The organism is Leptothermofonsia sp. ETS-13, from assembly GCF_049200465.1.
GTDB lineage: Bacteria > Cyanobacteriota > Cyanobacteriia > Leptolyngbyales > Leptolyngbyaceae > Leptothermofonsia.
The window spans coordinates 3,713,618-3,734,587 of sequence record NZ_CP120836.1 but is presented as its reverse complement, the minus strand read 5'-3'; the positions used below and the strand labels follow the sequence as shown (position 1 = coordinate 3,734,587).

Below are 20,970 nucleotides of genomic sequence, written 5' to 3'. Positions count from 1 at the left end.
TACATCATTACCTACTCAAAAACCATTACGATTTGGGCACCCCACCCGTTTCGATTCATACTGCTTTTCAGCAACGCCTATTGAGGAAGGGAAGAGGGTGGAGGCGATCGCCACTCTTAACCCTACGGCTGGAAAAGTTCGTTAAAGAACTGTTGCATCGCTGCAAATGATCGCCGATCTGCCGTTGCATTATACGCAGATCCTTTAGATGGGTCATTCCCTGCTTCGGGATTCGTAAAGCTATGAACAACGCCGCCATAGGAAATCAGTTGCCAGTCTACCTGAGCATTATTCATCTCTTTTTTGAAAGCTGCCACTTGCTCAGGAGGTACGTAAGGGTCGATCGCCCCATGCAGAACCAGCACCTTGGCCTTGATATTCCTGGCATCAGCTGGATTGGGAGTATCTAAGTTGCCATGAAAGCTCACCACACCTGCAACAGGGGCACCGCTGCGGGCCAGTTCCAGCACAGTACCTCCCCCAAAGCAGTAGCCAATCGCCGCAATTTTCTCAGCATTCGTCAGCGGATTCTTTTGGAGTACCGACAGGCCAGCCGTGACGCGATCGCGCATCAATTTCCGGTCTTTCCGGTAAATGCCTGCCTGTGCTGCCGCATCTTTCGGATTGTCAGGGCGGATTCCTTTCCCGTACATATCTACAGCAAAGGCTACATAGCCCAACTTCGCCAGTTGTTCTGCCCGCTCCTTCACATAGGTCCCCAATCCCGTCCACTCGTGGACAATCAGCACTCCCGGACGGTTACCCTGAAAGGAATCATCATAGGCTAGATAGCCCTCCAGAATGGCACTTCCGTGTTTGTAATCGACTAACTGAGTTTTTAATTCTGCTTGAGCGGCGATCGCCATCAACACAGAAGCCACGGGAGCCACAAGCGTAGCCAGCAAAACCTTCATCCCAAACACCTCTAACGAAATCTTCCTACACAAACTTTACCGGGCGATTTGAATTCTAACCCCACGAGGAAGGGGAGAAAAGTGGATGGATGGGTGGATGAGTGGATAAGTGGATGAGCAATAGGGTGATGGGGTGATAGGGTGGTTGTTCTTTACTCCCCCACTCCCTCTCTAAATTCCAATGTCCTAACGCATCCGCGTAGAGCTATAACTAACAACCAACAACTAAAAAAAGCCCGGATAAAAAAGCCCGGACACCCAACGGCATCCAGGCTACCAGACTAAGGAAAATTTGAACCGATGCAAAACCTACTTCACAATCCCCAATAGCTCGCCTGATGTAACGGAGTTCAGCGTAGGAGCCTTAGAAACCTGGGAGAACAGTTGCAAAGGTTGCTGAGCCACTGTGGAAACAGCCATCCGGGCATGGTTAGCTACCTGCACAGTTTTTACATCATAGGTCTGGGTGAACAGCTTGGGATATAGACCTATTCCGATGATGGGAATCAGCAAACAAGCTGTGACGAACACCTCACGGGGCTTGGCATCCAGTAGCACAACTCCCTTAAACTCTATGTTCTCCTTGCCATAAAACATTTCTCGCAGCATTGAAAGCAGGTAAATGGGAGTCAGAATCAGACCGACCGCAGATAGCAACACAACCACTACTTTGAAAGCAGAAGTATAGGAATCGCTGGTTGCAAAACCAATGAATACTGCCAGTTCACCAACGAAGCCACTCATACCGGGGAGTGCCAGAGACGCCATTGAACCGATGGTGAACAGAGCAAATACTGTCGGCATTGACCTGCCCAAACCACCCATCTTATCGAGCATCAGGGTGTGGGTGCGCTCATAGGTGACACCAGATAGATAGAACAGGGCAGCAGCAATCAGCCCGTGGGAGATCATTTGTAACACTGCACCGCTTAATCCCAATTCGGTGTAGGAGGCGATACCCAGAAGCACGAACCCCATGTGGGAAACAGAAGAGTAAGCCATCCGGCGCTTCAAATTTCGCTGAGCAAAGGAAACCAGCGCCCCGTAAACAATGTTGACCACTCCCAGAATGGCTAAAGCTGGAGCGAAGTAAAAGTTGGCATCCGTCAACATTTCCACATTCATGCGGATGATGGCATACCCCCCCATCTTCAGCAGAACGCCTGCCAGGATCATGGAAACAGGAGCCGAAGCTTCCCCGTGAGCATCGGGTAACCAGGTATGGAGTGGGAAGATGGGCAGTTTCACCCCGTAGGCAATGATTAGGGCGGCGTAGACTAACAGTTCAAAGGTGAGCGAGTAGTCTTTCATGCCCAGCTCACGCATATCAAAGGTGACGTTGCCACCGTAGAAGGCCATCGCCAGGGCAGCGACCAGGATGAAGATAGACCCGATCGCCGTATACAGAATAAATTTTGTAGCGGCGTATAGCCGTTTGGGGCCACCCCAGATAGAAATCAGGATGTAAACCGGAACTAATTCCAGTTCCCACATCAGGAAGAAGAGCAGGATATCTTGAGCGCAGAACACCCCAATCTGGGCGCTATACATCGCCAGCATCAGAAAGTAGAAGAGGCGAGGTTTGTGAGTCACCTGCCAGCCAGCCAGCATTGAGAGTGTTGTGACGAGGCTGGCCAGCAGCACCAGCGGCATGGAAATGCCATCCACTGCAAGGGTCCAGTACAGTCCTAACTGGGGCAACCAGGCATAGGTTTCAACCAGTTGAAAGTCTGGATTCTGAAAATCGTAGTGGTACCAGAATGCGTAGACAATTAGAGCAAAATCTATCAGACCAACCGCAAGAGAGTACCAGCGGACTGTTTTGCCGTACTTATTGGGAAGAACCGGAATCAGGAGAGAAGCTACCAGAGGTAGTAATGTGATCGTCGTTAACCAAGGAAAGTTAGTACTCATCTTGACAACACAAGGGTCGTGGGAATTAAAAGCGTTGGGTTTGCCAGATGATGCTTATGCAACCCATGCTTAATCCGCAAAGAAGCCCACCTATCCCAAGTGGAGGACTGGAAATGAACCAGACGCGCTTGCATTTGATAACTGAGCAAAAGGGATAGCCAGCCAACATTACCAGGACAATGTGAGGCAATGACGATGAACTGATCCCATAGGTTTTCCTTGACAGACTAAGCAAACATTTAAGGCTTATCGCCTGTGAATAATTACCTATTAGATATGTTACCCCACTTTATTAAGAAAGTTTAAGCTATCTGCCCACCTTATGACACTTTTTGAATAGATATTTCTAAAATTCGACATTTATATAAACCTACAAGAGGGCTGAAACCTTTTCCTGAAATGGGTTTTATCCATAGATGTTGTCTGGAGCGATCGCCCCACCAGAGTGACAGTTTTTGTTCTTTTGTTTCAAGACCTTGAGAAAACGACTGTTTTTAGATAACTTAATATATTCGACAGCTATCTGACTTGAAAATAGAAGCCAGGAGCCAGGAGTCAAAATCTTTCTCTTTTGCCTCCTGACTTGAAATAGCTAATGGCCAACTACCTCTGCACATCCAACAAAACTTTCGTTTTGCTGTACTAGATAGGTTGAATCCCCATGCCGAAGTTCCAGGATATTACCACCTGGCAACAGGCAGAAATCCTGATGCAGCCATCTTTCATTCGGCTGATTGACAATATCCGCAAGCAGCTTGATCAATCCTCCTGGCACGGTAGCTATGTGGAAACAGCAATCTGGCCAGAGGGCACCAGCGAAGAAATTAAGTTTAAGGTGAATCAGCTTCAAGCAGAATTGGAGGCGGTTTCACCGGAGCAAGCTGACGAAATTGAAGAGGCACTCGCTGAACTGCCATCGCCCCTCCCCAGATACCAGCTTTGTCTTAAGCATCAGGACCACGAAATATATATCGATTTATGGGAGTTGTGTTATCGAATCTGTTTCCATAACTATGACCCCAGTAGCGGAACTTCCCACATCTCTAACGATGCCAATCAAGATGGGGTCGAGGTAGATACCAGCCTGCTGGATGAAACTGGAGAGGTGGACTGGAATCGGCTGGATGAAAAGACTCACACGATCGTGGCAGAAATATTTACCGGCTTGCCAAGTTAATCAAGCCGAGTTGATCAATTCCAACAATTTATTTGACGGCGATGGTTGAAAGCTTACAGACGTTACAGGAAAAAAGCGGTGCGGTCTTTGAAGCGAACTTAGCAGTCCCTGTTTGCTTTGGAAATGAGGCTGAGGCGGTTCGAGCGGCTAGAGAGGGTGTAGTGGTGTGCGATCGCTCCCACTGGGGTCGCCTTCAAATCACCGATGCCGATCGCCTCACCTTTTTGCACAACCAGAGTACGAACGACTTCAACCGCCTGAAACCGGGAGAAGGCTGTGACACAATTTTTGTCACTTCCACCGCTCGCACCCTAGATCTGGCAACGGCATATGTGCTGGAAGATGAAGTTCTGGTAATCGTTTCGCCCAATCGGCGTGAAAAACTGGTGACCTGGCTGGATCGCTATATTTTCTTTGGCGATAAGGTAAAACTGGCCGATATCACTGCTCAAACGGCTATGTTTAGCCTGATTGGACCTGGAAGCGATCGCGTTTTAGAGCAATTGGGCGCAGACGTACTTGTCAATCAACCCTATGCCAGCCACCAGCTTTTCAACCTTGCAGGTCAGGAAGTTCGAGTTGCAGTTGGGAGTGGGCTAGCACTGCCGGGGTATACCCTGGTGATGGGGCGGGAAGGAGCCGCAGCCCTCTGGCAGGCGCTGACGGAGGTAGGAACGGTGCCGATGGGCGATCGTACCTGGGAGCAACTTCGCATTGAGCAGGGCCGCCCAGCCCCCGACCATGAACTCACCGAAGACTATAATGCAGTCGAAGCTTCCCTCTGGGAGGCTATTTCACTGAACAAGGGATGCTACATCGGGCAGGAAACCATTGCCCGCCTCGATACTTACAAAGGCGTTAAACAGCAAATTTGGGGCATCCGGCTGAGTCGCCCCGTTGAAGTAGGAGCAACTATTACCTTAGATGAGGAAAAAATCGGTATCCTCACCAGCCTGACCGAAACTGAACAGGGACCCTTTGGGTTAGGTTATGTGCGCACAAAAGCAGGCGGCAAAGGACTGAAGGTAAAGATTGGTGACAGTGAAGGGGAACTGGTAGAAGTGCCCTTCTTGCAGCGCGATCGCCTGACTGATTGACGGGAGGGGACAGGAGGCGGGAGTCAGTAGTCAGAGACTAGGGACTGGGAGTTCGGGATCTGGTCTTGGGGCAACTCAGGAGGTATATAGGAAAAAATATCCCCGATGTCCTGGTTACAAAGTTGGAACTTTGTAGTCCACTACCCGATTACGAGTGAAATTTTGGATAAAGCATTGCTTTGACGGGTTTTCCTTCCAGTAAATGATGCTGAATGATCGATGGAACTTCCTCTGGCAGTACCTGGCTATACCAGATTTCTTCCGGCACGATCCGCACCATGGGTCCACTTCCACACTGCCCCATACAACCTGTGCCAAGCACGACGTAATCAGCGATTGGTTCTGCCTGAAAAGCAGCCAGTACTGCTGCTCCCTGCTTCAAGCAAGTGCGGTTTTGGCACACCAGCACATATCCCACAATCCTTGAGGTTTCAACAGGGGACAGGGAGGAGGATGGCATTTTAGAAACCATTGCGATAAATTTGGTTTTTCGGAGTTTGAAGAGTAGGATGTCAACTGTGTTGGTTCGAGGAGTTTGTACGGCACTGCCGTTCCCTTTGAGCGTATGACTAGAGATCCGGGAATTCCAGAACATCAAACCCCTGGCAACCCTTCAAGACCAGGAGGGGATCAGCGTCGGGGTAACCCCGTGTCTCGAAGGACTCCAGGTGTTCCCAAAAATGGGGCTTCCAGGCCGCGATCGCCCCGTCCGCCCCTGCCGACTGATCGAGAGTTGGTTACCCCAAATCGTGCAGAACCTCGTCCGAACCAGGGAGCCCGGTACGAATTTCAACCTCCTCAACACCGTATTCCCAGATCTGCCCAGCCTGATAGAAAGCGGCAGACAACGGTGCCATTGTCACACCAGCAGCCAGAAAGAGCGGAGCAACCCATCCCTAAAGACCAATCTTATTGGTTGAAATGGTTTTATAACTGGAAGCTGTGGCTCATTGCAACCCTGGTGCTCTTTGGTGGTTCAGGTATGGTGGCGGCTATGTTGCTATTCCAGATTCCGGGTTTACCGAATTGTCCAGCCATTTTCTGGCCCCTGGCTTCTGCATCGCTGCGCTTTGAGTGCGCCCGTTTGGCAGCCAGCAAGCAAACGGCTAAAGACTTGCTGGAAGCGATCGCCCTGGTTGACTCTCTCCCCCCCGACCATCCTATGCGAGAAGAGGCCAACCGCCTGGTGGAAGAGTGGTCCCAGGATGTTTTGCGGTTGGCTGAGGAAGATTTCAATGCAGGTAAGCTGGGAGATGCGATCGCCTCTGCTCGCCGGATTCCCAGTAAGGTCACAGCCTACAAACTGATTGAAGAACGAATCAAGCGCTGGCAGTCCATCTGGTCAGAGGCAGAAGAAATTTATAAAAAATCTGAAGAGCTTTTGCGGAAGCAGGACTTTCGCCAGGCATTTTCCAATGCGGTTCGCTTGCTGGATGTGGAAAATGAGTACTGGCGGACGACTAAATTTGAGGAGCTGAGCAACCGAATCACCGTTACCCGGAATGACGGCAACAAATTGGGCCGGGCCTATCGGCTGGCAGATGCAGGTGGGCTGAACAACGTGTTGCAGGCAATCAAATTAGTCGAATCCATTCGCCCTGAAAGCTACCTTTACCAGGCAGCCCAGCAGGCAATTCCTAAATTTGGACGGCAGATGCTGGAAATGGCACAGGCCGCCCTTGATCGGCGCAACTTGAGAGAAGCATTGGATATCCTTGACAAAATTCCTGAGAAGGCTTACTTGAAGGATGAAGTCAGGGATTATACGATTCTTGTTAACGCCCAATCCCAGGTTTGGCAGAATACAGTTCCTGCCGTGGAAGAGGCCATTTCCCAGGCTCAGCGAATTGGTACCAAGAGTCCGCTCTATCGCAAAGCCCAGCAACTGATTACCCGCTGGCAACTGGAAATTGAGGCGATCGCTCAGCTAGAAAAAGCACGACTCATTGCTCAGTCGGGTTCAGTGGATGACCTCAATGCCGGGATTGCCGAAGCTAATTTAATCGGACGAGCTAACCCTCGCTGGGACGAGGCTCAGCAGCAAATTCGACGCTGGAGGGCCCAGATCGAAACCATTCAAGACCGCCCCATTCTGGAGCAGGCAGACCAGCTTGCCAGTGGTGGAGATCTGCCCTCCCTTCAGGCGGCGATCGCTCAGGCGAAGCAGGTAGGGCGGGGTCGAGCGCTCTCCAGGGAAGCCCTCAACAAGATTCAAAAATGGACGGCTGAAATCCAACGAATTCAGGATGAACCTATCTTGTTACAGGCACGGGAGTACGCGAATGCAGGTGATTTGCGAGGGGCAACTAGTCTAGCCCAGCAGATCCGGTCCGGGCGATCGCTCTACAACGAAGCACAGGCTGATGTTCGTCGCTGGCAGGATCGAATTCAGGAAGAAACCGTTAAAGCCCAGGCTATTGCCACCATGCAGGAGGCCCGTCAGCTAGCCAATTCCGGTTCTCCTAATAACCTGGCAACAGCTATTCAGGTTGCTGACCGGGTACCTGCGGCCAGTTCGTTACGTGGGGAGGCAGCCAGCGCCATCAATGAATGGAGTCAACAACTTCTGCAAGTCGCCAAGACTCAGGCTAGCTACGACCTGCCGGGGGCCATTGCGATCGCCCAAAAGATCCCATCCCGTGCCCCTGTTTATGCGGAAGCCCAGCAACTGATTGAGTCATGGAAGCGTACTTTAGGGCTTTAGGTGAGATTTATGCAATCCCCTCTCTCACCCATCACCCTGCTGCCGTGTTTTCTTTTACTGCCATCCCCCACCTTGGCAGCGGTTATTTCCCAATCGAGCCCAGAGCCATTCCCCAAACATCAGGTCAAAAGCTCTGTTGCCCGCTGGCAGGGTGACTGGCTACGGATCGATCGGGTGCCAGCCCGCGGTATTCCCCTGACTCTGTGGGCAACTTTTTACTACGTCCACCAGGCCCAGAGCATTCCCTACGGGCTACCGCTTCTAGACCCAACAGGCAATCCTCTAGGTCCCAGCCTTTCGCGATGGGACTGGTGCCACGCCGCCCTGCAAGGTACGGTACTCATCCATGAAGGGCGTGGGCGATCGACAACCTATAACTTTGCCGGACGCAGTCCCACCCCCCAGGTGGATTGTTCCCCCTTTTTCTCCAGTCTTTCCTGGGAGGCGATCGCCAAAGTTAACCGGGTTCGCTTCCAGGTCGCAACTGCTCCCTACGGCTACGGTACAGCAGGTTTCAACCTGGTTCCCTATCGCACAGTCGCCGTTGATCGCACCCAAATTCCTCTTGGTTCAGTCCTTTACATTCCCCAGGCGCGGGGCACAACAGTCACCCTACCTTCCGGTCAGCGAGCAATTCACGATGGTTACTTCTTTGCCGCAGACACCGGCAGCGCCATCCACGGGAACCACATTGACGTTTTCATCGGAACAGCCGAGCGCAACCCATTTTCTTTTATCACCAGCCGCTCGAATGGAATATTTCAGGCATTTTTTATCCAGGATACCGATATTGCCCAGGCACTCCAGGCAATGCATCAGAGGCGGTAAGTCCTATTCCAACGGCATCACCAAAAACTCCTCTGGTAATACCGCAGGGATTACAGAATATGTAGCGGTAGTCATTAATGGTTAGGACGGGATGCAGGGATGGATATGCCCTCTGCATTTCTGCCGCCTATGCCTTAAGCAGCATTTTGGTTATTTCTTTCGGTAGAAGAAAGCGCTGGCCCGCCGTTGATATGTTGAAACTGTTAAAAAACAGCGTTTGGTTAGCGAACTATGAATATCATTGCTTGGGTAATCTTGGGTCTACTTGCTGGGGCGATCGCAAAAGCTATCTACCCTGGCGGCCCCGGTGGCATTCTCGGCACAATTCTGTTGGGAATTATTGGTGCCTTTGTGGGCGGTAGTCTATTTAGTTTTCTACAAACGGGTAGCCTCCAACTCGTTGCCGCCGGGTTCAGTCTTCCTGGTCTTTTTGTAGCCGTCATCGGTGCCATTATCGCTATCTTCTTATGGAGTTTGTTGGCTCGTACCAGCGCAATGTAAATCTTCGGCGCTCCCTTGCGCTGGTAGCTTGCTGGTTGACCATCGCCAACCCGATTCTGGCAAGCCCTGCACCGCTGACGCTGAATCAGCAAGTTGAAGAAGTAGTCTCCTATCTGGAAGGGACGATGGATACTACTCAGCAAGCGGCAGCCAACTCCAGAGCCCCCAGCGTCAGGATGACTACTTGCCGAATTTCAGTCTCAAATGCGCCCTCGGAAACTCCCGGCGCGTCTGTTTTTCTGTATCAGGAACAGGCCCTTACTAAAGACTTGACCAAACCTTATCGACAGCGATTCTTACAGATTAAGCCCAGCCCTTTGAGTCAGAGCGTGCGATCGCTCTCTTTCAGACCCATCAATCCGGCGGCATGGTCTGGTTTCTGCAATAAATCACTCGCCAACCGGGTAATTCAGCCAAAAGACTTGGGCACTCCCGTTTGTAGTGTGTTCCTGAAGCGATCGGGGGAAGGCTACGTGGGCAACACTCCCGTTGATGGGTGCCCTGCCAATGTCAGAGGTGCAGTCCGCATCACCAATCACATCGTCCTCCATCCAATGGGAATGGATACCTGGGATCGGGGCTTCGATGCGGATGGAAAGCAAGTTTGGGGTGCAAAAACAGAATCCTATCAATTTCGCCGGATAAAATTGGAAACTGGGCGAAAAGAGTAGTTATAACTGTGCACTAGGGCTGGTGACCTATGACTCTACACTCCAGGAAAGGTTTACCAGAAGTGGTAATGGCTTTTGGAGTGGCGATCGCATCGCCAATTCTATTCACCGAGTCAGCTCTTTCCCTTTCCCTTTCCCTGGGCGGCAATTCAGTAGAAGGGGAGGGGATTATCTCTGCCGTTCCGGGAGCGACAACCATTCGCTTCAATACTCTCATCAACGCCACCAGTCAAACTGAAGCGAACGTCCATGGTTATTCCGATGGTCTGGCAACCTACCACACTCCGCCTCCAGCTCGGGCAGCGGTAGTCTCAGGTTCTGTCCTGGGACGCTTCCTGACCCCACCGAATAACGAATCTGCCTACCTCACCATCGGCTCCTCCCAGGAACCCGGTCCGGTCACTATTTCCTTCAATCAACCCCTGGACTACTTTGGTCTGTACTGGGGTTCTGTCGATTTTTACAACGAAATCACTTTTTACAACAACAATCTTGAGATCGGCCATTTCACTGGACGCCACATTTATCAATTTGACAGCACCCTGGTGATCAGCGAAGAGGACTTCCCAGAATCCCGCTTCATTAACTTTACAGCTACTGGATCCCACGAGTTTTTTAATCGAATTGTGCTCAGCTCGACCTGGCCAGCGTTTGAAACTGATAATCACGCCTATCGTGCAGCCAATGTCCCACCCCCTCCTCCCTTTCCTGCCGTTCCCACGCCAGCCTTGCTACCCAGTTTGCTTGGATTAGCCTGGGGTGTGTTTCGCAAACGGTAATAGTGAGTCATTTCAAAACCTTGGAGGTTCTTTAAACCTCCGAGGTTTGCGTATAAGCCCTATTTGCAAAAATCCATCATCGGCTTCCGTACCATCTCCTGTAGGCTGTTAGAGATAACACATTGTTGGGTACCTTACTTTACAGAGAGTTGTTATAGCGATAGCCACCAGACTTGGGACGGGTGCACGGGTGGAACTCCTGGCTGGGGGCAAAGCCCCCACACCCCTCTAAAGCCAATGTCTTCAGCAACCTGGCAATAGCTATAGCAACAAACAGCGGGTACAGGCAATTTGAAGCTACGTTAGACTTCAGGAGAAAACTCAGCCCTCAGGACGCGGAGCATCACATGAGTCAGGGAACGAGTAGTAAGCTCAAATTGATGGTCGTCGATGACGAACCTGATAACCTGGATTTGCTGTATCGCACTTTCCGACGCGATTTTGACGTGATTCAGGCCGATAGCGCGATCGCTGCCCTCGACATTCTGGAGCAACAGGGCGAAATGGCGATCATCATCTCAGACCAGCGCATGCCAGAAATGCTGGGAACGGAATTTCTCAGTAAAACAGTTGATCGTTTCCCTGACACGATTCGGATCGTCCTTACCGGCTATACCGATGTTGAGGATCTGGTGGAAGCCATCAATGCCGGCAAAGTTTTTAAATATATCACAAAACCCTGGAATCCAGACCAGCTGAAGGGTGTTGTCCAGCAAGCTGCTGATACCTATCGGGTTGTCAAACAGCGCACCTATGAACTGCAACGTGCTCTGCGCCGTGAATCACTTTTCAACACTGTTACAACGGCGATTCGCGAGTCTCTCGATTACCATAGTATATTGCAAACCATTGCTGATACCCTGGGGCGAACGTTTGCAGCAGACCGCTGTGTGCTGTATCCAATTGAGGGCGATCGCCTGATTCCAGAAGCCTTTATTTATTCTGCCACCAATTCCGAAACCCAGGAACCCCTGAGTAGCATTCTTAAAAACGCCGAAACCGCTCCACTGATTCAATCAGTTATACAGCACCGCTGCATCCAGGCCAGTCAGGAATCCGATGCCATCCCTCAGCTAGTTGTTCCCCTCATCTATCAACAAGACTTTCTGGCCATCCTGGCGTTACAACAGTTAAGCAGCCAGAATCAGTGGTCGAGGGAAGACATGGAACTGATCCAGGGAGTCGCAGAACAGGCCGCTCTCGCCATTTCACAGGCCAAACTCTACCGTCGCACTCAGGAACAGGCCGAGCAGATGCGGGCAGAACTGGAGGTAGCCCGCCAGATCCAGGGCAACTTGCTGCGGCAAAGTCTACCCGAACTTGATGGCATGAAAGTGCAGGCCTGTTGCTATCCTGCGCGGGAAGTTGGAGGCGACTTTTTTGAGGTTTATGCCCATCCCCAGGGAGATATCTGGCTGGCAGTAGGTGATGTATCGGGCAAAGGGGTACCTGCTGCCCTGTTCATGGCCAGTGCTATCTCAGTCCTGCGGCGAGAGCTATCTCAAGAAGTGCCTCCAGAGCCGCATGTTGTGATGCAGAACCTGAACCGGAGCCTGTCTGAAGACCTGATTAGCGCCAACTGTTTTATCACAATGGTTCTGGCACGTTATACCCCCTCCACGCGCCAGCTGGTCTATGCCAATGCCGGACACATCTACCCCCTTGTCTGGTCGAACCGGGCGATCGCAACTCAGGTGGCAGCCCCCAGTCCATCCGCGGTAGAACCTAACTACCTCAAGGTGAGAGGAGTTCCATTGGGCATCTTACCCAACTGGAAAGCCGCATCTGGCAGCATGGAACTCAACCCAGGGGAGGTACTACTGCTGACCAGCGATGGCATCACCGAAGCCACCGTCCCCAGTGGCAACGGCAACGGTAACGGAAGCCAGAAAGCTTCCCGTTCCATGCTGCAACAGACAGGGCTGTGGCAGCTTTTAATTCAGGAGCAGAAACCTCTGGACTTATCTAACCTGCTCTCCCGGATTCGATCGCAAAATACAATTCAGGAAGACGACCAAACTATACTCTCTCTGGAGGTTCTGTAGGGAATGAGAACTGAGCTTCATGTACCCAGCGACCTGAAGTTTTTGTCCATCGTCGAGAACTGGCTGTTGGGCAGCTTGGAAGTTGAGGTGGGCGACCATGTGGATTGGCCCCGCCAGTCAAACCGCCTCCGGCTCGTTTTGGTGGAAGCCTACTCCAACGTCGTTCGCCACGCTCACAAGGATCAGCCGAACTTACCTGTTCTTATTCGCCTTGAACTGCGCGATCGAGACATTGAGCTAGAAATTTGGGATCAGGGCAAGGGCTATGATCTCGAAACCTACATGCCACCTACTCCAGAAGCGAAACAAGAAAGCGGCTATGGCTGGTTAATTCTGAACCGGCTGATGGACAGTGTTGAATATCGTTTGCAGTTGGATGGCCGCAACTGCCTGAAGATGCAGGCCAGTCTTCCAGAAGCAGCCCTCACAGGAGAGCAAGTGGGGAACGCGAACGGCATGAGGTGAGGGAACAGGGGAGAAGGAATCCAATCCTAAAGAAGGTCAAATCTTATCACCAGCCTGTGGAAAAATCAGATAAACTGCTTCTGGCAAAGTTTTCAGGGGTTTTGGATTATCCTTAATCCCTTAAATACGATTGCTCAAAAGCATAGCCATAGCCATCAGGCTTAGGACAGGGTGCGTGGGGTTCACCCCTGGCAGGGCCAAAACCCCACATCTCCTTAAACCCAGTGCCCTAAACACCCTGGCAACAGCTATAACTGCCGAGTTGGGACGTGGATGAGTAAGTGGGTGGATGGAGGGTTGATTTCAAATACTGACCTGATACACTATGCGTAGCATAGATGAGCGAGTCTAAGCGCTACGAATAGTAGTTGCGCCCTATTTTTGATTTGCTGCCGGGTCCCTTTTCAACGGAGCGAGTTCGCTTTTATCCCTCATTTGGGAGGCAGCAATGTTTTCTTTGTAATTTCTTTGTAAATTGTTGAACATTAGCCATCCTCACTATGAGGATTAGGGGTTGTGGTGGAAGTAACGCTTGAAAATGTTTGGTCAGAGGTATTAGAGCGCTTGCAGCAACTGCTCAACCGCCCTACTTTCGAGACCTGGATTAAAACAGCCAGCGTTGAGCAGCTGGAGGACGGATGCTTAGTTATCCGTACCCCTCACCCTTTCGCCCGCAATTGGCTCCAGAAATACTACATGAAAACCATCACTGAAGTGGTGCAAGAGGTTGTTGGTAGACCGATTGATATTCATATCTCAATCGCCCAGGGAGACGATGCCGCCCTCAACGGCCTTGATATGTTTTGGCCCCACCCAATGCTGGATGAGGCACCTCCGCCTCTCACCTCCAATCCGCAACAAGCTACTGCTAAGAGTCAGGGAGGCAATCGCAGCGACCTTAATCCCAAGTATGTGTTCTCCCGGCTGGTTGTCGGTTCCAACAACCGTATGGCCCACGCCGCATCCCTGGCAGTGGCAGAGTCACCGGGGCGAGAGTTTAATCCTCTGTTTCTCTGTGGGGGGGTCGGGTTAGGAAAAACTCACTTGATGCAAGCGATCGGACATTACCGCCTGGACATCTCTCCTTCTTCACGCGTGTTTTACGTCTCTACAGAGCAATTTACCAACGACCTGATTGCTGCTATCCGTAAAGACAGTATGCAGAGCTTTCGGGAACACTATCGGGCAGCGGATGTGTTGCTGGTAGACGATATTCAGTTTATTGAAGGGAAAGAATACACACAGGAAGAATTTTTCCATACCTTTAATACCCTGCATGAAGCCGGAAAGCAGGTCGTTCTGGCGTCGGATCGCCCCCCTAACCAGATTCCCCGCCTGCAAGAACGTCTCTGTTCCCGGTTCTCCATGGGGCTGATTGCCGATATTCAACCGCCTGATCTGGAAACCCGGATGGCAATTTTGCAGAAGAAGGCAGAGTACGAAAACATGCGTCTGCCCCGTGAGGTAATAGAGTACATTGCCTCCAGTTACACTTCCAACATTCGAGAACTGGAGGGGGCACTAATTCGCGCGGTTGCCTATATTTCCATCTCTGGGCTGCCGATGACAGTGGAAAACATTGCCCCAGTGCTAAATCCGCCTGTTGAAAAGGTAGAAGCGTCGCCAGAGTCAATAATTTTAATCATAGCAGAAGCTTTCGATGTTTCCGTGGAGGACTTGAAGGGTAACTCCCGACGGCGCGAAATTAGTCTGGCACGACAAATTGGCATGTACCTGATGCGTCAGCATACTGATCTTAGCCTGCCCAAAATTGGGGAGGAATTTGGGGGTAAAGACCACACAACTGTTTTGTATAGCTGCGAAAAAATTTCGCAGCTGAAAGATTCCGATCCATCCATAGCTCAAACATTGAGACAGTTGAGCGATCGCATCAACATGACCAGCCAGGGATCAAAGTAATCTGGCATTAAGGGGCAGGAGGTAGGAGCCAGAAGGGGGGATGGGGAGTGGGAATGGGATGGAAACGGAGTGATGGAGTATTGGATATGGTAATGTTCTAGACATGGGGATCGATGAAGTCAAACAGCCCACCCAAACTCGTAGCGATTGATGAACAATCCAATCACGATGTCATGCAGCCATTCGGACTTGGAGAAGCAGATGGTTTTGCGAGCTAATCGCTTAATTCGCGTTCGTAACGTTAAGTGTTTGCGCTCGATTTTTTGGGTATTCCACTTGCCAACGACGTGCTGGTCTTCATCCACCAAACGGGCATACGCTCCCCATCCATCGGTGTAAAACGTTTGAACGCCAAACGGCTCTAACAATGCTTTTAACTCAACGAGCGCCTGGTCTGTATGATCGGCCAGCACATAGGCCAACACGTACCCGGTTTGATGATCAATTGCGTGCCGTAACCAACGCTCCTGCTGCTTCGAGTGAACAAAACTCCCCATCTCGTCAGCTTCCGCTTCCTCAATGTGTTTGACGACTATCGCAGAGGTCGGCTTAAGTTGTTCTAACAAGGGTCGGTTCACGTGTTCAAGATGACGATCTTTTTTTTAATTCTTCAAGGACGGTGGTTGGGCTAATCTTGAGTACCCGCGCAGTATTGCGAATCCCGCCGCCGTTGAGCGCCATCTCGCAAATCTGTTGTTTCACAGTAGGCAAGTAGCCTCGGTAAGAATACTCCCGAACAAAGCTATGACGAGTGCATTCAGGATTACGGCATTTATACCGTTGCTTACCCTCGGCGGTTTTACCATGCTTGACGATATTCGTGCTCTCACAGGTGGGGCACAATGCACAGGTTCAAATACCATCGTAGTTGTTTGGGAGAATTTAACGGGTTCGAGTGCTCCGATTTTCCCTGACTCCTATCCCCATGTCTAGAACATTACCTGGATATAAAGAGATAGCACTCATCCACCTTCCTTGTCGCGCCCGTAGCGCCGCCTGTAGCAGAACTCGAAAATCATCTCCCTGTCGTTTTTTAGGTTAGCTTCAAGCCAGGGGGTGGTTTATCTATGGTTGGAAGTTATGATCGCCCTTCATCGATCACATTGGCTTATTGATCGTCAGTTTTAAGTGAAGAACTATTGCGATTCTTTTTATTTTATTAGTAGTTTATCAGTTTTTTAACTTTCAAAAATTCTAGTGATCAAGAGTGACTAAGCTAAATATTTAGTTGTGGAAAATCTTCCTATTTTCTGTGGAAAACTGTGGGGAAAATCTGTAAATAACTGCTGGGCGATCGTGGAAAAGATCGGCAAGTATTTATACCTTGTGAGTAAACCCCTATCTTTTCCACAGGTTTTCCACAGGCTTAAAGATCGTTTGAAGGTCAGTTAGACAATACTCCACACCTTTTTCCACATTTTCCACAGCCCCTACTACTACTCTTTAAATAAGAATTTCTTAAGTAGAGATCGATTCGAACTATCTGGACAAAACTCGGAAGTTGCCTCTAGATCGATCAGAACAGGGGTGATAACATACCGGAGCAACACTCCAAACACTAGGGGTAGAGTCTGCCGAATTCTCAAATCGCTAGTGATGGGTGTCCCTTTCTGGTCTCTGTCCAGCCTCCACTTCTATTTCTTCTCGCCCAAGCACTTCTATTTCTTCTCGCCCAAGGTTGAAGTTCTATGAAACTGGTTTGCTCTCAAAACAGCCTCGCCACCAATCTTTCCCTGGCTAGCCGTGCGGTTTCTTCCCGACCCAATCATCCGGTTTTAGCCAATGTACTGCTAGTTGCAGATGAAGAGTCTCAGCAGGTGAAGTTGAGCGCATTTGATCTTAGCCTGGGCATTCAGACCAGCTTTCCAGCGGAGGTAGAAGAAGGGGGTAGGTTGACTCTACCTGCCAAATTGCTGAACGATATCGTATCTCGCTTACCTGAGGGGGATATTTTGCTGGAGGAAGGGACTGCTGATAACACTACTGATGCCAGCCATGTGGTGACATTAACCTGCGCCTCTGGTCGTTACCAGGTTCGAGGGATGGGAGCAGAGGAATTTCCTGCATTGCCTCTTGTTGAAGATGGAGAGGCAATTCAACTGTCGGTGGAGAGTTTGATTGAAGGGTTGCGTAGTTCTCTGTTTGCGGCTAGCAGTGACGATACTAAGCAAGTTTTGACGGGAGTTCATCTGACTATTCAGACAGATGGGTTGGAGTTTGCAGCAACGGATGGACATCGGTTAGCAGTCGTGCAGACGACAAATGCTGAAGATGGAGCTGAAGTTTCTAAACCTGCTAAGGGCAAGGGCAAGGCCGCAGCGAAGGAATCTCCAGTCAAAGAATCAGCTGAGGCTCTGGATGTGACGATTCCAGCAAAGGCTTTGCAAGAATTGACCAAAATGTTAGAGCGACAAATGGGCGATTCGGTTACCGTCAAGTTTGACCAGAGCCAGGTGGTGTTTGAATGGACCGATCAACGCCTTACCAGTCGATTACTGGAAGGGCAGTATCCAAATTACAACCAGTTAGTGCCTCGCCAGTTTGCCCGCCAAATGGCCTGCGATCGCCGTCTGCTATTGAGTGCCCTCGAACGCATCGCCGTTCTGGCAGATCAAAAAAACAACATCGTCAAAATCACCCTGGACGGGGTGAATCAGCAACTTACCCTCTCAGTCGATGCTCAAGATGTTGGTAGCGGGAAGGAGACGATTCCGGCTCAAATTACAGGGGATGAACTGGATATTGCTTTTAATGTGAAATACCTGATGGATGGCTTGAAGGTCATCACAACATCCGAAGTTCAGATGCAATTGAATAGTGCAACAAGTCCGGCAATTTTGACGCCCCTTGGGGGTGTAAAGATGACGTATTTGGTGATGCCCGTCCAAATCAGGAATTAGTTTTGAAAATAATTTACGTCTAATCTGAATCAGACAAAGGAACGGGAGAGGATGAGAATCAAAGTACCATCAATGAAACTCATCTCTCCTATGACTAGCCTAGACTTTGCCGAGCTGATGATGGGTATCGTTTTCGTATTGATTGACGATTGGTATCAAGGCCAAATTGCCCCTTAAAATGGCTCATCCCGGTGTCCGCCCTCAATTCAGTGATAGCGAAATGCTACCCCTGACTTTGCTGATAGACTACTTGCCCTTTCCGGGGGAAACCCAATTCCTTGGCTTTATTCGCGCCAACTTACTAGTTGGTTTCCGCAACTCTTAGACCAGAGCAGTTCAGCCGTCGCTTAAGACAACTCGATGGGACGCTAGAGCGGTTGCGGCGCAGTTGGGTTGTGGAGTTAGGTGGGGTGGATGAAACGCACTTGCTAATTGATATAGCGGTAGTCATTGTGGTTAGGACGGGGTGCAGGGGGTCCACTCCTGGCTAGGGGCGAAGCCCCCATTCCCTCTCTAAAGTTCGCGCCTGAATCCCCCTGGTCTACCCAAATCTTCTTTAATCGCGATAATTTATTTCTTTCTTCTGACAAGATAAATATGGCTGCCAATCACTCAGACGTATTCGCTTCAGTCACGATAACCCCAATTACAAATACTTGCGAGTCAAAAACGATATGCGTTTACGCCCTTTAACCTCCTTGTCACTATCATAGTCGTAGATCTCCCTTTTTTTCTGTTTCGCAACCAATTGAGATCGGTAATAGCAACGGCTGAATCAGCGTCTCACCCCATCTTATTTGTTCTCAATGGATGTCGGATTTTGTCATGAATGTCCTGCAAATGCCTTTGCATTGCCATTTAGAGAAATAACTATAGACTGTGGAGTAAGGCGGACAATCATGAGGCAGTATCTCCCACTAACACCCTGTTCGCTGGCCGTAATAAAGATGGCATTGAGAATTTCTCTGAGATTGACGGTTCGGGGATGTCCAAACCCTTTGGGTTGAGGCAATAATGGTTGGATTAATTGCCATGCTGCATCACTGAGGTCACTCGGGTGGGGTTGGCGCAAGGGGGGGGGCTCGATTTCGGCTAAATGACTCATGATGAAAGGTGAACAAACGATATATGGTCAATCTAGAGGCTTTTGAGAGGATACTCACTGATCTTTAAAATCATACTTAAAGATCAGTTCTTATGCCCAAACCCACTTGTTTGTAACCAACGGTAATTCATTCTGCTTAACCACTCCTGTGTCTACTCCGCTACAGCAAGCCCTACCAGGTTCAAATTTGGGAGTGTTCAAAAAACTGGGTTTCACCAGGATGAAGCCCTTGAATCCCCGTTCCCATGACCTGGATTTACACAAAAAATCTAAACGCTCCCCAAATTTGGAGCGAGATCGAATGGGTTGAGGATCTAGGGTGGGAAGATTATACCAATTCTATTTTTATCTGCTACAGATAGAAAAAGGAAGTCATCAGGAAAGGAATCATCATGGTCGGGGTGTGCAAAATCGAGATCCCTGAAAGCGAAGCAGAACTAAAAGAACTGCTGCGAGACCAGAAAACAGCGAGCAGCAAAGAGCGAGTCCATCTATCGGCTCCAAGCCAAGTTGAAGAAGGTGCCTCGTCCGCGCAGTATTGGGCAACAACCACAGCAGATGACAACTTTAAAGAAACCTTTGCTACTCGTTTAGCGCTGATGCGGTTGGTCAACCGGGCGACCCATGTGCGCTACTGGTGCGAGGATGAATCTCGCTGAGGGTGAAAACCCCACCATGTCGCCAGATTACCGCCAAAGATGTTAAGCCTATGGGGCAGGGGCAACGGGAAGCGTTTCCTCTCTATGGCATCGTTGAACCCAAAACGGGGGAGAGCTTGTTCTACGAGTTCTCCCATTTCAGTTCTACGAGTTCTCCCATTTCAATAGTGCGTGCTTTGAGGGTTATCTGAAGTTGGTATCTGAGCAATTTCCCCATTCTCTCAACATCATTCAACTCGATAATGCCTTCGCTCATCCTGCCAAGTCTTTGCAGGTGCATGACAACATCTTGTTAGGTTTTCAACCGGCTCATGCTCCAAAACTCAATCCAATTGAGCGGCTCTGGCAGCACCTCAAGGCAGCCTTTGCTTGGCAAAATTATGAGGAATTTCAACCAACTGCGCAAAGCACTGGCACAGGAGGTGCAGAAACTAGAGTCACAGACGATTGCATCACTGACCGAATGGGATTTCATCCTCGATGCACTATCTGTAGCGGGTATTTCTTGAATTGGTATTAAAGTATTCCACAGTGAAAACATTCCACAGTGAAAACAGGCTTTGTTGCACGAATAGGAGGAAGAAGCGAAAATAGTCGAATCTAACTGTAGTTTGAGCGGTTGTCGATATGTCCAAATCAAACTCCGAGTACCAGTACCACATCCGCAATTGGTCTGAGTATGATGCTGCCTTGAAGCAACGGGGGAGTTTGACCTTTTGGGTCAGCGAGGCGGTAATTGAGGCATAGTTCAATCGGGAGAAAACTGGGCGCAAAGGAGCCTCAAACACTAATAGTGACTTGGCAATTGAGTTGATGGCAACCCTGCAATCGTTGGTTGGTTTGACGGAACGGCAAACCGAAGGGTTCGTGGAATCGCTGTTTGCTCTGATGGGAGTAGCGATGCGGGTGCCTGACCATAGGACCTTGTCGCGCCGAAGGGAGAATTGAGCATTGACGAAGCCATTCATGTCGTGGTGGATTCTACCGGAGTCAAGGTCTGGGGGGAAGGCGAGTGGAAAACCCGACAACACGGAGTGGGCAAACGCCGCACTTGGCGCAAACTGCCTGTAGGGATCAATGAGGCAACGGGAGAGGTGGTCAGTGCTTTGGTAAGTACCAACGATGTCAGTAACGATGAGGCATTTGAGGGGTGGCTTGACCAAGTGGAGAGTGAAATTGAACAGGTATATGGCGATGCTCACTATTGCTGCAATTCTTTTTTGACTCTAGGCTTTAAAATACGCCCTAGGGCCTTAAAGCTATTCATGTAACAAAGCCTCTTTAAAGACAG

The 20,970-nt window shown here is 50.1% G+C and carries 20 protein-coding genes and 3 pseudogenes; 17 read left to right on the top strand and 6 right to left on the bottom strand.

Features of this window, described 5'->3' with window-relative positions; translation table 11 throughout:
• Nucleotides 1–122: 122 nt before the first annotated feature.
• Nucleotides 123–914: a dienelactone hydrolase family protein gene (locus P4D80_RS17010; protein ID WP_421655200.1), complete on the bottom strand. Its 792-nt coding sequence runs from the start codon at nucleotides 912–914 to the stop codon at nucleotides 123–125.
• Between the two features lie 309 nt (nucleotides 915–1,223).
• Nucleotides 1,224–2,828 (bottom strand): NAD(P)H-quinone oxidoreductase subunit 4, encoded by a 1,605-nt coding sequence (locus P4D80_RS17005; RefSeq protein ID WP_421655199.1) that lies wholly within the window; start codon nucleotides 2,826–2,828, stop codon nucleotides 1,224–1,226.
• A 661-nt stretch (nucleotides 2,829–3,489) separates the two neighbouring features.
• On the opposite strand from P4D80_RS17005, the gene P4D80_RS17000 reads away from it, so the two are divergent.
• Both P4D80_RS17000 and P4D80_RS16995 read left to right on the top strand, forming a co-directional pair.
• Nucleotides 3,490–4,005: a hypothetical protein gene (locus tag P4D80_RS17000; protein WP_421655198.1), complete on the top strand. Its 516-nt coding sequence runs from the start codon at nucleotides 3,490–3,492 to the stop codon at nucleotides 4,003–4,005.
• Between the two features lie 41 nt (nucleotides 4,006–4,046).
• On the top strand, nucleotides 4,047–5,102 hold the full coding sequence (locus P4D80_RS16995) for a YgfZ/GcvT domain-containing protein (RefSeq protein WP_421655197.1): 1,056 nt from the start codon (nucleotides 4,047–4,049) through the stop codon (nucleotides 5,100–5,102).
• Between the two features lie 148 nt (nucleotides 5,103–5,250).
• Here the strand turns inward: P4D80_RS16995 and P4D80_RS16990 are convergent, their stop codons facing one another.
• Complete coding sequence (locus P4D80_RS16990; protein ID WP_421655196.1) at nucleotides 5,251–5,574, bottom strand: (2Fe-2S) ferredoxin domain-containing protein; 324 nt, start codon at nucleotides 5,572–5,574, stop codon at nucleotides 5,251–5,253.
• 93 nt (nucleotides 5,575–5,667) lie between these two features.
• Between P4D80_RS16990 and P4D80_RS16985 the strand changes: the two genes are divergently transcribed.
• From P4D80_RS16985 to dnaA, 8 genes are all read left to right on the top strand, one after another.
• On the top strand, nucleotides 5,668–7,806 hold the full coding sequence (locus P4D80_RS16985) for a hypothetical protein (RefSeq protein ID WP_421655195.1): 2,139 nt from the start codon (nucleotides 5,668–5,670) through the stop codon (nucleotides 7,804–7,806).
• Nucleotides 7,807–7,815: 9 nt separating this feature from the next.
• Nucleotides 7,816–8,634 (top strand): 3D domain-containing protein, encoded by an 819-nt coding sequence (locus tag P4D80_RS16980; protein ID WP_421655194.1) that lies wholly within the window; start codon nucleotides 7,816–7,818, stop codon nucleotides 8,632–8,634.
• Nucleotides 8,635–8,865: 231 nt separating this feature from the next.
• A complete protein-coding gene (locus P4D80_RS16975; protein WP_421655193.1) occupies nucleotides 8,866–9,135 on the top strand; it encodes a GlsB/YeaQ/YmgE family stress response membrane protein in 270 nt (89 codons plus the stop codon).
• Entirely contained in the window at nucleotides 9,102–9,806 is a 705-nt protein-coding gene (locus tag P4D80_RS16970) for a chromophore lyase CpcT/CpeT (protein ID WP_421655192.1), read from the top strand. The genes P4D80_RS16975 and P4D80_RS16970 overlap by 34 nt, the downstream gene beginning before the upstream one ends.
• Nucleotides 9,807–9,835: 29 nt before the next feature.
• Complete coding sequence (locus P4D80_RS16965) at nucleotides 9,836–10,585, top strand: PTPA-CTERM sorting domain-containing protein (protein ID WP_421655191.1); 750 nt, start codon at nucleotides 9,836–9,838, stop codon at nucleotides 10,583–10,585.
• Nucleotides 10,586–10,932: 347 nt separating this feature from the next.
• Nucleotides 10,933–12,630, top strand: a complete 1,698-nt coding sequence (locus P4D80_RS16960; RefSeq protein ID WP_421655190.1) for a SpoIIE family protein phosphatase — start codon at nucleotides 10,933–10,935, stop codon at nucleotides 12,628–12,630.
• Between the two features lie 3 nt (nucleotides 12,631–12,633).
• On the top strand, nucleotides 12,634–13,095 hold the full coding sequence (locus P4D80_RS16955) for an ATP-binding protein (protein ID WP_421655189.1): 462 nt from the start codon (nucleotides 12,634–12,636) through the stop codon (nucleotides 13,093–13,095).
• Nucleotides 13,096–13,611: 516 nt separating this feature from the next.
• A complete protein-coding gene (dnaA, locus tag P4D80_RS16950; protein ID WP_421655188.1) occupies nucleotides 13,612–15,015 on the top strand; it encodes a chromosomal replication initiator protein DnaA in 1,404 nt (467 codons plus the stop codon).
• A 119-nt stretch (nucleotides 15,016–15,134) separates the two neighbouring features.
• Here dnaA and P4D80_RS16945 read toward each other — a convergent pair whose 3' ends face one another.
• Both P4D80_RS16945 and P4D80_RS16940 read right to left on the bottom strand, forming a co-directional pair.
• Nucleotides 15,135–15,593, bottom strand: coding sequence for an IS1 family transposase (locus P4D80_RS16945; protein WP_421655187.1), 459 nt, complete (start codon nucleotides 15,591–15,593; stop codon nucleotides 15,135–15,137).
• A 4-nt stretch (nucleotides 15,594–15,597) separates the two neighbouring features.
• Nucleotides 15,598–15,831, bottom strand: coding sequence for an IS1-like element transposase (locus tag P4D80_RS16940; protein ID WP_421659509.1), 234 nt, complete (start codon nucleotides 15,829–15,831; stop codon nucleotides 15,598–15,600).
• On the opposite strand from P4D80_RS16940, the gene P4D80_RS16935 reads away from it, so the two are divergent.
• The 3 genes from P4D80_RS16935 to P4D80_RS16925 all read left to right on the top strand — a co-directional run bounded on the left by P4D80_RS16935 (nucleotide 15,760) and on the right by P4D80_RS16925 (nucleotide 18,406).
• Entirely contained in the window at nucleotides 15,760–15,948 is a 189-nt protein-coding gene (locus P4D80_RS16935) for a hypothetical protein (RefSeq protein WP_421659616.1), read from the top strand. The genes P4D80_RS16940 and P4D80_RS16935 overlap by 72 nt on opposite strands.
• A gap of 755 nt (nucleotides 15,949–16,703) precedes the next feature.
• Nucleotides 16,704–17,915, top strand: a complete 1,212-nt coding sequence (dnaN, locus tag P4D80_RS16930) for a DNA polymerase III subunit beta (protein WP_421655186.1) — start codon at nucleotides 16,704–16,706, stop codon at nucleotides 17,913–17,915.
• Between the two features lie 305 nt (nucleotides 17,916–18,220).
• A complete protein-coding gene (locus P4D80_RS16925; protein WP_421655185.1) occupies nucleotides 18,221–18,406 on the top strand; it encodes a hypothetical protein in 186 nt (61 codons plus the stop codon).
• Between the two features lie 332 nt (nucleotides 18,407–18,738).
• Here the strand turns inward: P4D80_RS16925 and P4D80_RS16920 are convergent, their stop codons facing one another.
• Nucleotides 18,739–19,020 (bottom strand): transposase, encoded by a 282-nt coding sequence (locus tag P4D80_RS16920; protein ID WP_421655184.1) that lies wholly within the window; start codon nucleotides 19,018–19,020, stop codon nucleotides 18,739–18,741.
• A gap of 392 nt (nucleotides 19,021–19,412) precedes the next feature.
• Between P4D80_RS16920 and P4D80_RS16915 the strand changes: the two genes are divergently transcribed.
• The 4 genes and pseudogenes from P4D80_RS16915 to P4D80_RS16900 form a co-directional block, all read left to right on the top strand.
• Nucleotides 19,413–19,679 carry a hypothetical protein gene (locus tag P4D80_RS16915; protein ID WP_421655183.1) on the top strand — a complete coding sequence of 89 codons (267 nt, stop codon included), beginning with the start codon at nucleotides 19,413–19,415 and terminating at the stop codon, nucleotides 19,677–19,679.
• Nucleotides 19,680–19,848: 169 nt separating this feature from the next.
• A pseudogene (locus tag P4D80_RS16910) lies at nucleotides 19,849–20,199 on the top strand (transposase); the annotation flags it as partial.
• Between the two features lie 248 nt (nucleotides 20,200–20,447).
• A pseudogene (locus P4D80_RS16905) lies at nucleotides 20,448–20,627 on the top strand (transposase); the annotation flags it as partial.
• A 14-nt stretch (nucleotides 20,628–20,641) separates the two neighbouring features.
• Nucleotides 20,642–20,950 (top strand): annotated as a pseudogene (locus tag P4D80_RS16900) (transposase); the annotation flags it as partial.
• Between the last annotated feature and the right edge of the window lie 20 nt (nucleotides 20,951–20,970).

Bases quoted from the DNA above. Each gene is read 5' to 3' on its own strand.
- P4D80_RS17010 (WP_421655200.1), bottom strand. From the start codon at position 914: ATGAAGGTTTTGCTGGCTACGCTTGTGGCTCCCGTGGCTTCTGTGTTG.
- P4D80_RS17005 (WP_421655199.1), bottom strand. From the start codon at position 2,828: ATGAGTACTAACTTTCCTTGGTTAACGACGATCACATTACTACCTCTG.
- P4D80_RS17000 (WP_421655198.1), top strand. From the start codon at position 3,490: ATGCCGAAGTTCCAGGATATTACCACCTGGCAACAGGCAGAAATCCTG.
- P4D80_RS16995 (WP_421655197.1), top strand. From the start codon at position 4,047: ATGGTTGAAAGCTTACAGACGTTACAGGAAAAAAGCGGTGCGGTCTTT.
- P4D80_RS16990 (WP_421655196.1), bottom strand. From the start codon at position 5,574: ATGGTTTCTAAAATGCCATCCTCCTCCCTGTCCCCTGTTGAAACCTCA.
- P4D80_RS16985 (WP_421655195.1), top strand. From the start codon at position 5,668: ATGACTAGAGATCCGGGAATTCCAGAACATCAAACCCCTGGCAACCCT.
- P4D80_RS16980 (WP_421655194.1), top strand. From the start codon at position 7,816: ATGCAATCCCCTCTCTCACCCATCACCCTGCTGCCGTGTTTTCTTTTA.
- P4D80_RS16975 (WP_421655193.1), top strand. From the start codon at position 8,866: ATGAATATCATTGCTTGGGTAATCTTGGGTCTACTTGCTGGGGCGATC.
- P4D80_RS16970 (WP_421655192.1), top strand. From the start codon at position 9,102: ATGGAGTTTGTTGGCTCGTACCAGCGCAATGTAAATCTTCGGCGCTCC.
- P4D80_RS16965 (WP_421655191.1), top strand. From the start codon at position 9,836: ATGACTCTACACTCCAGGAAAGGTTTACCAGAAGTGGTAATGGCTTTT.
- P4D80_RS16960 (WP_421655190.1), top strand. From the start codon at position 10,933: ATGAGTCAGGGAACGAGTAGTAAGCTCAAATTGATGGTCGTCGATGAC.
- P4D80_RS16955 (WP_421655189.1), top strand. From the start codon at position 12,634: ATGAGAACTGAGCTTCATGTACCCAGCGACCTGAAGTTTTTGTCCATC.
- P4D80_RS16935 (WP_421659616.1), top strand. From the start codon at position 15,760: ATGACGAGTGCATTCAGGATTACGGCATTTATACCGTTGCTTACCCTC.
- dnaN (WP_421655186.1), top strand. From the start codon at position 16,704: ATGAAACTGGTTTGCTCTCAAAACAGCCTCGCCACCAATCTTTCCCTG.
- P4D80_RS16920 (WP_421655184.1), bottom strand. From the start codon at position 19,020: ATGAGTCATTTAGCCGAAATCGAGCCCCCCCCCTTGCGCCAACCCCAC.
- P4D80_RS16915 (WP_421655183.1), top strand. From the start codon at position 19,413: ATGGTCGGGGTGTGCAAAATCGAGATCCCTGAAAGCGAAGCAGAACTA.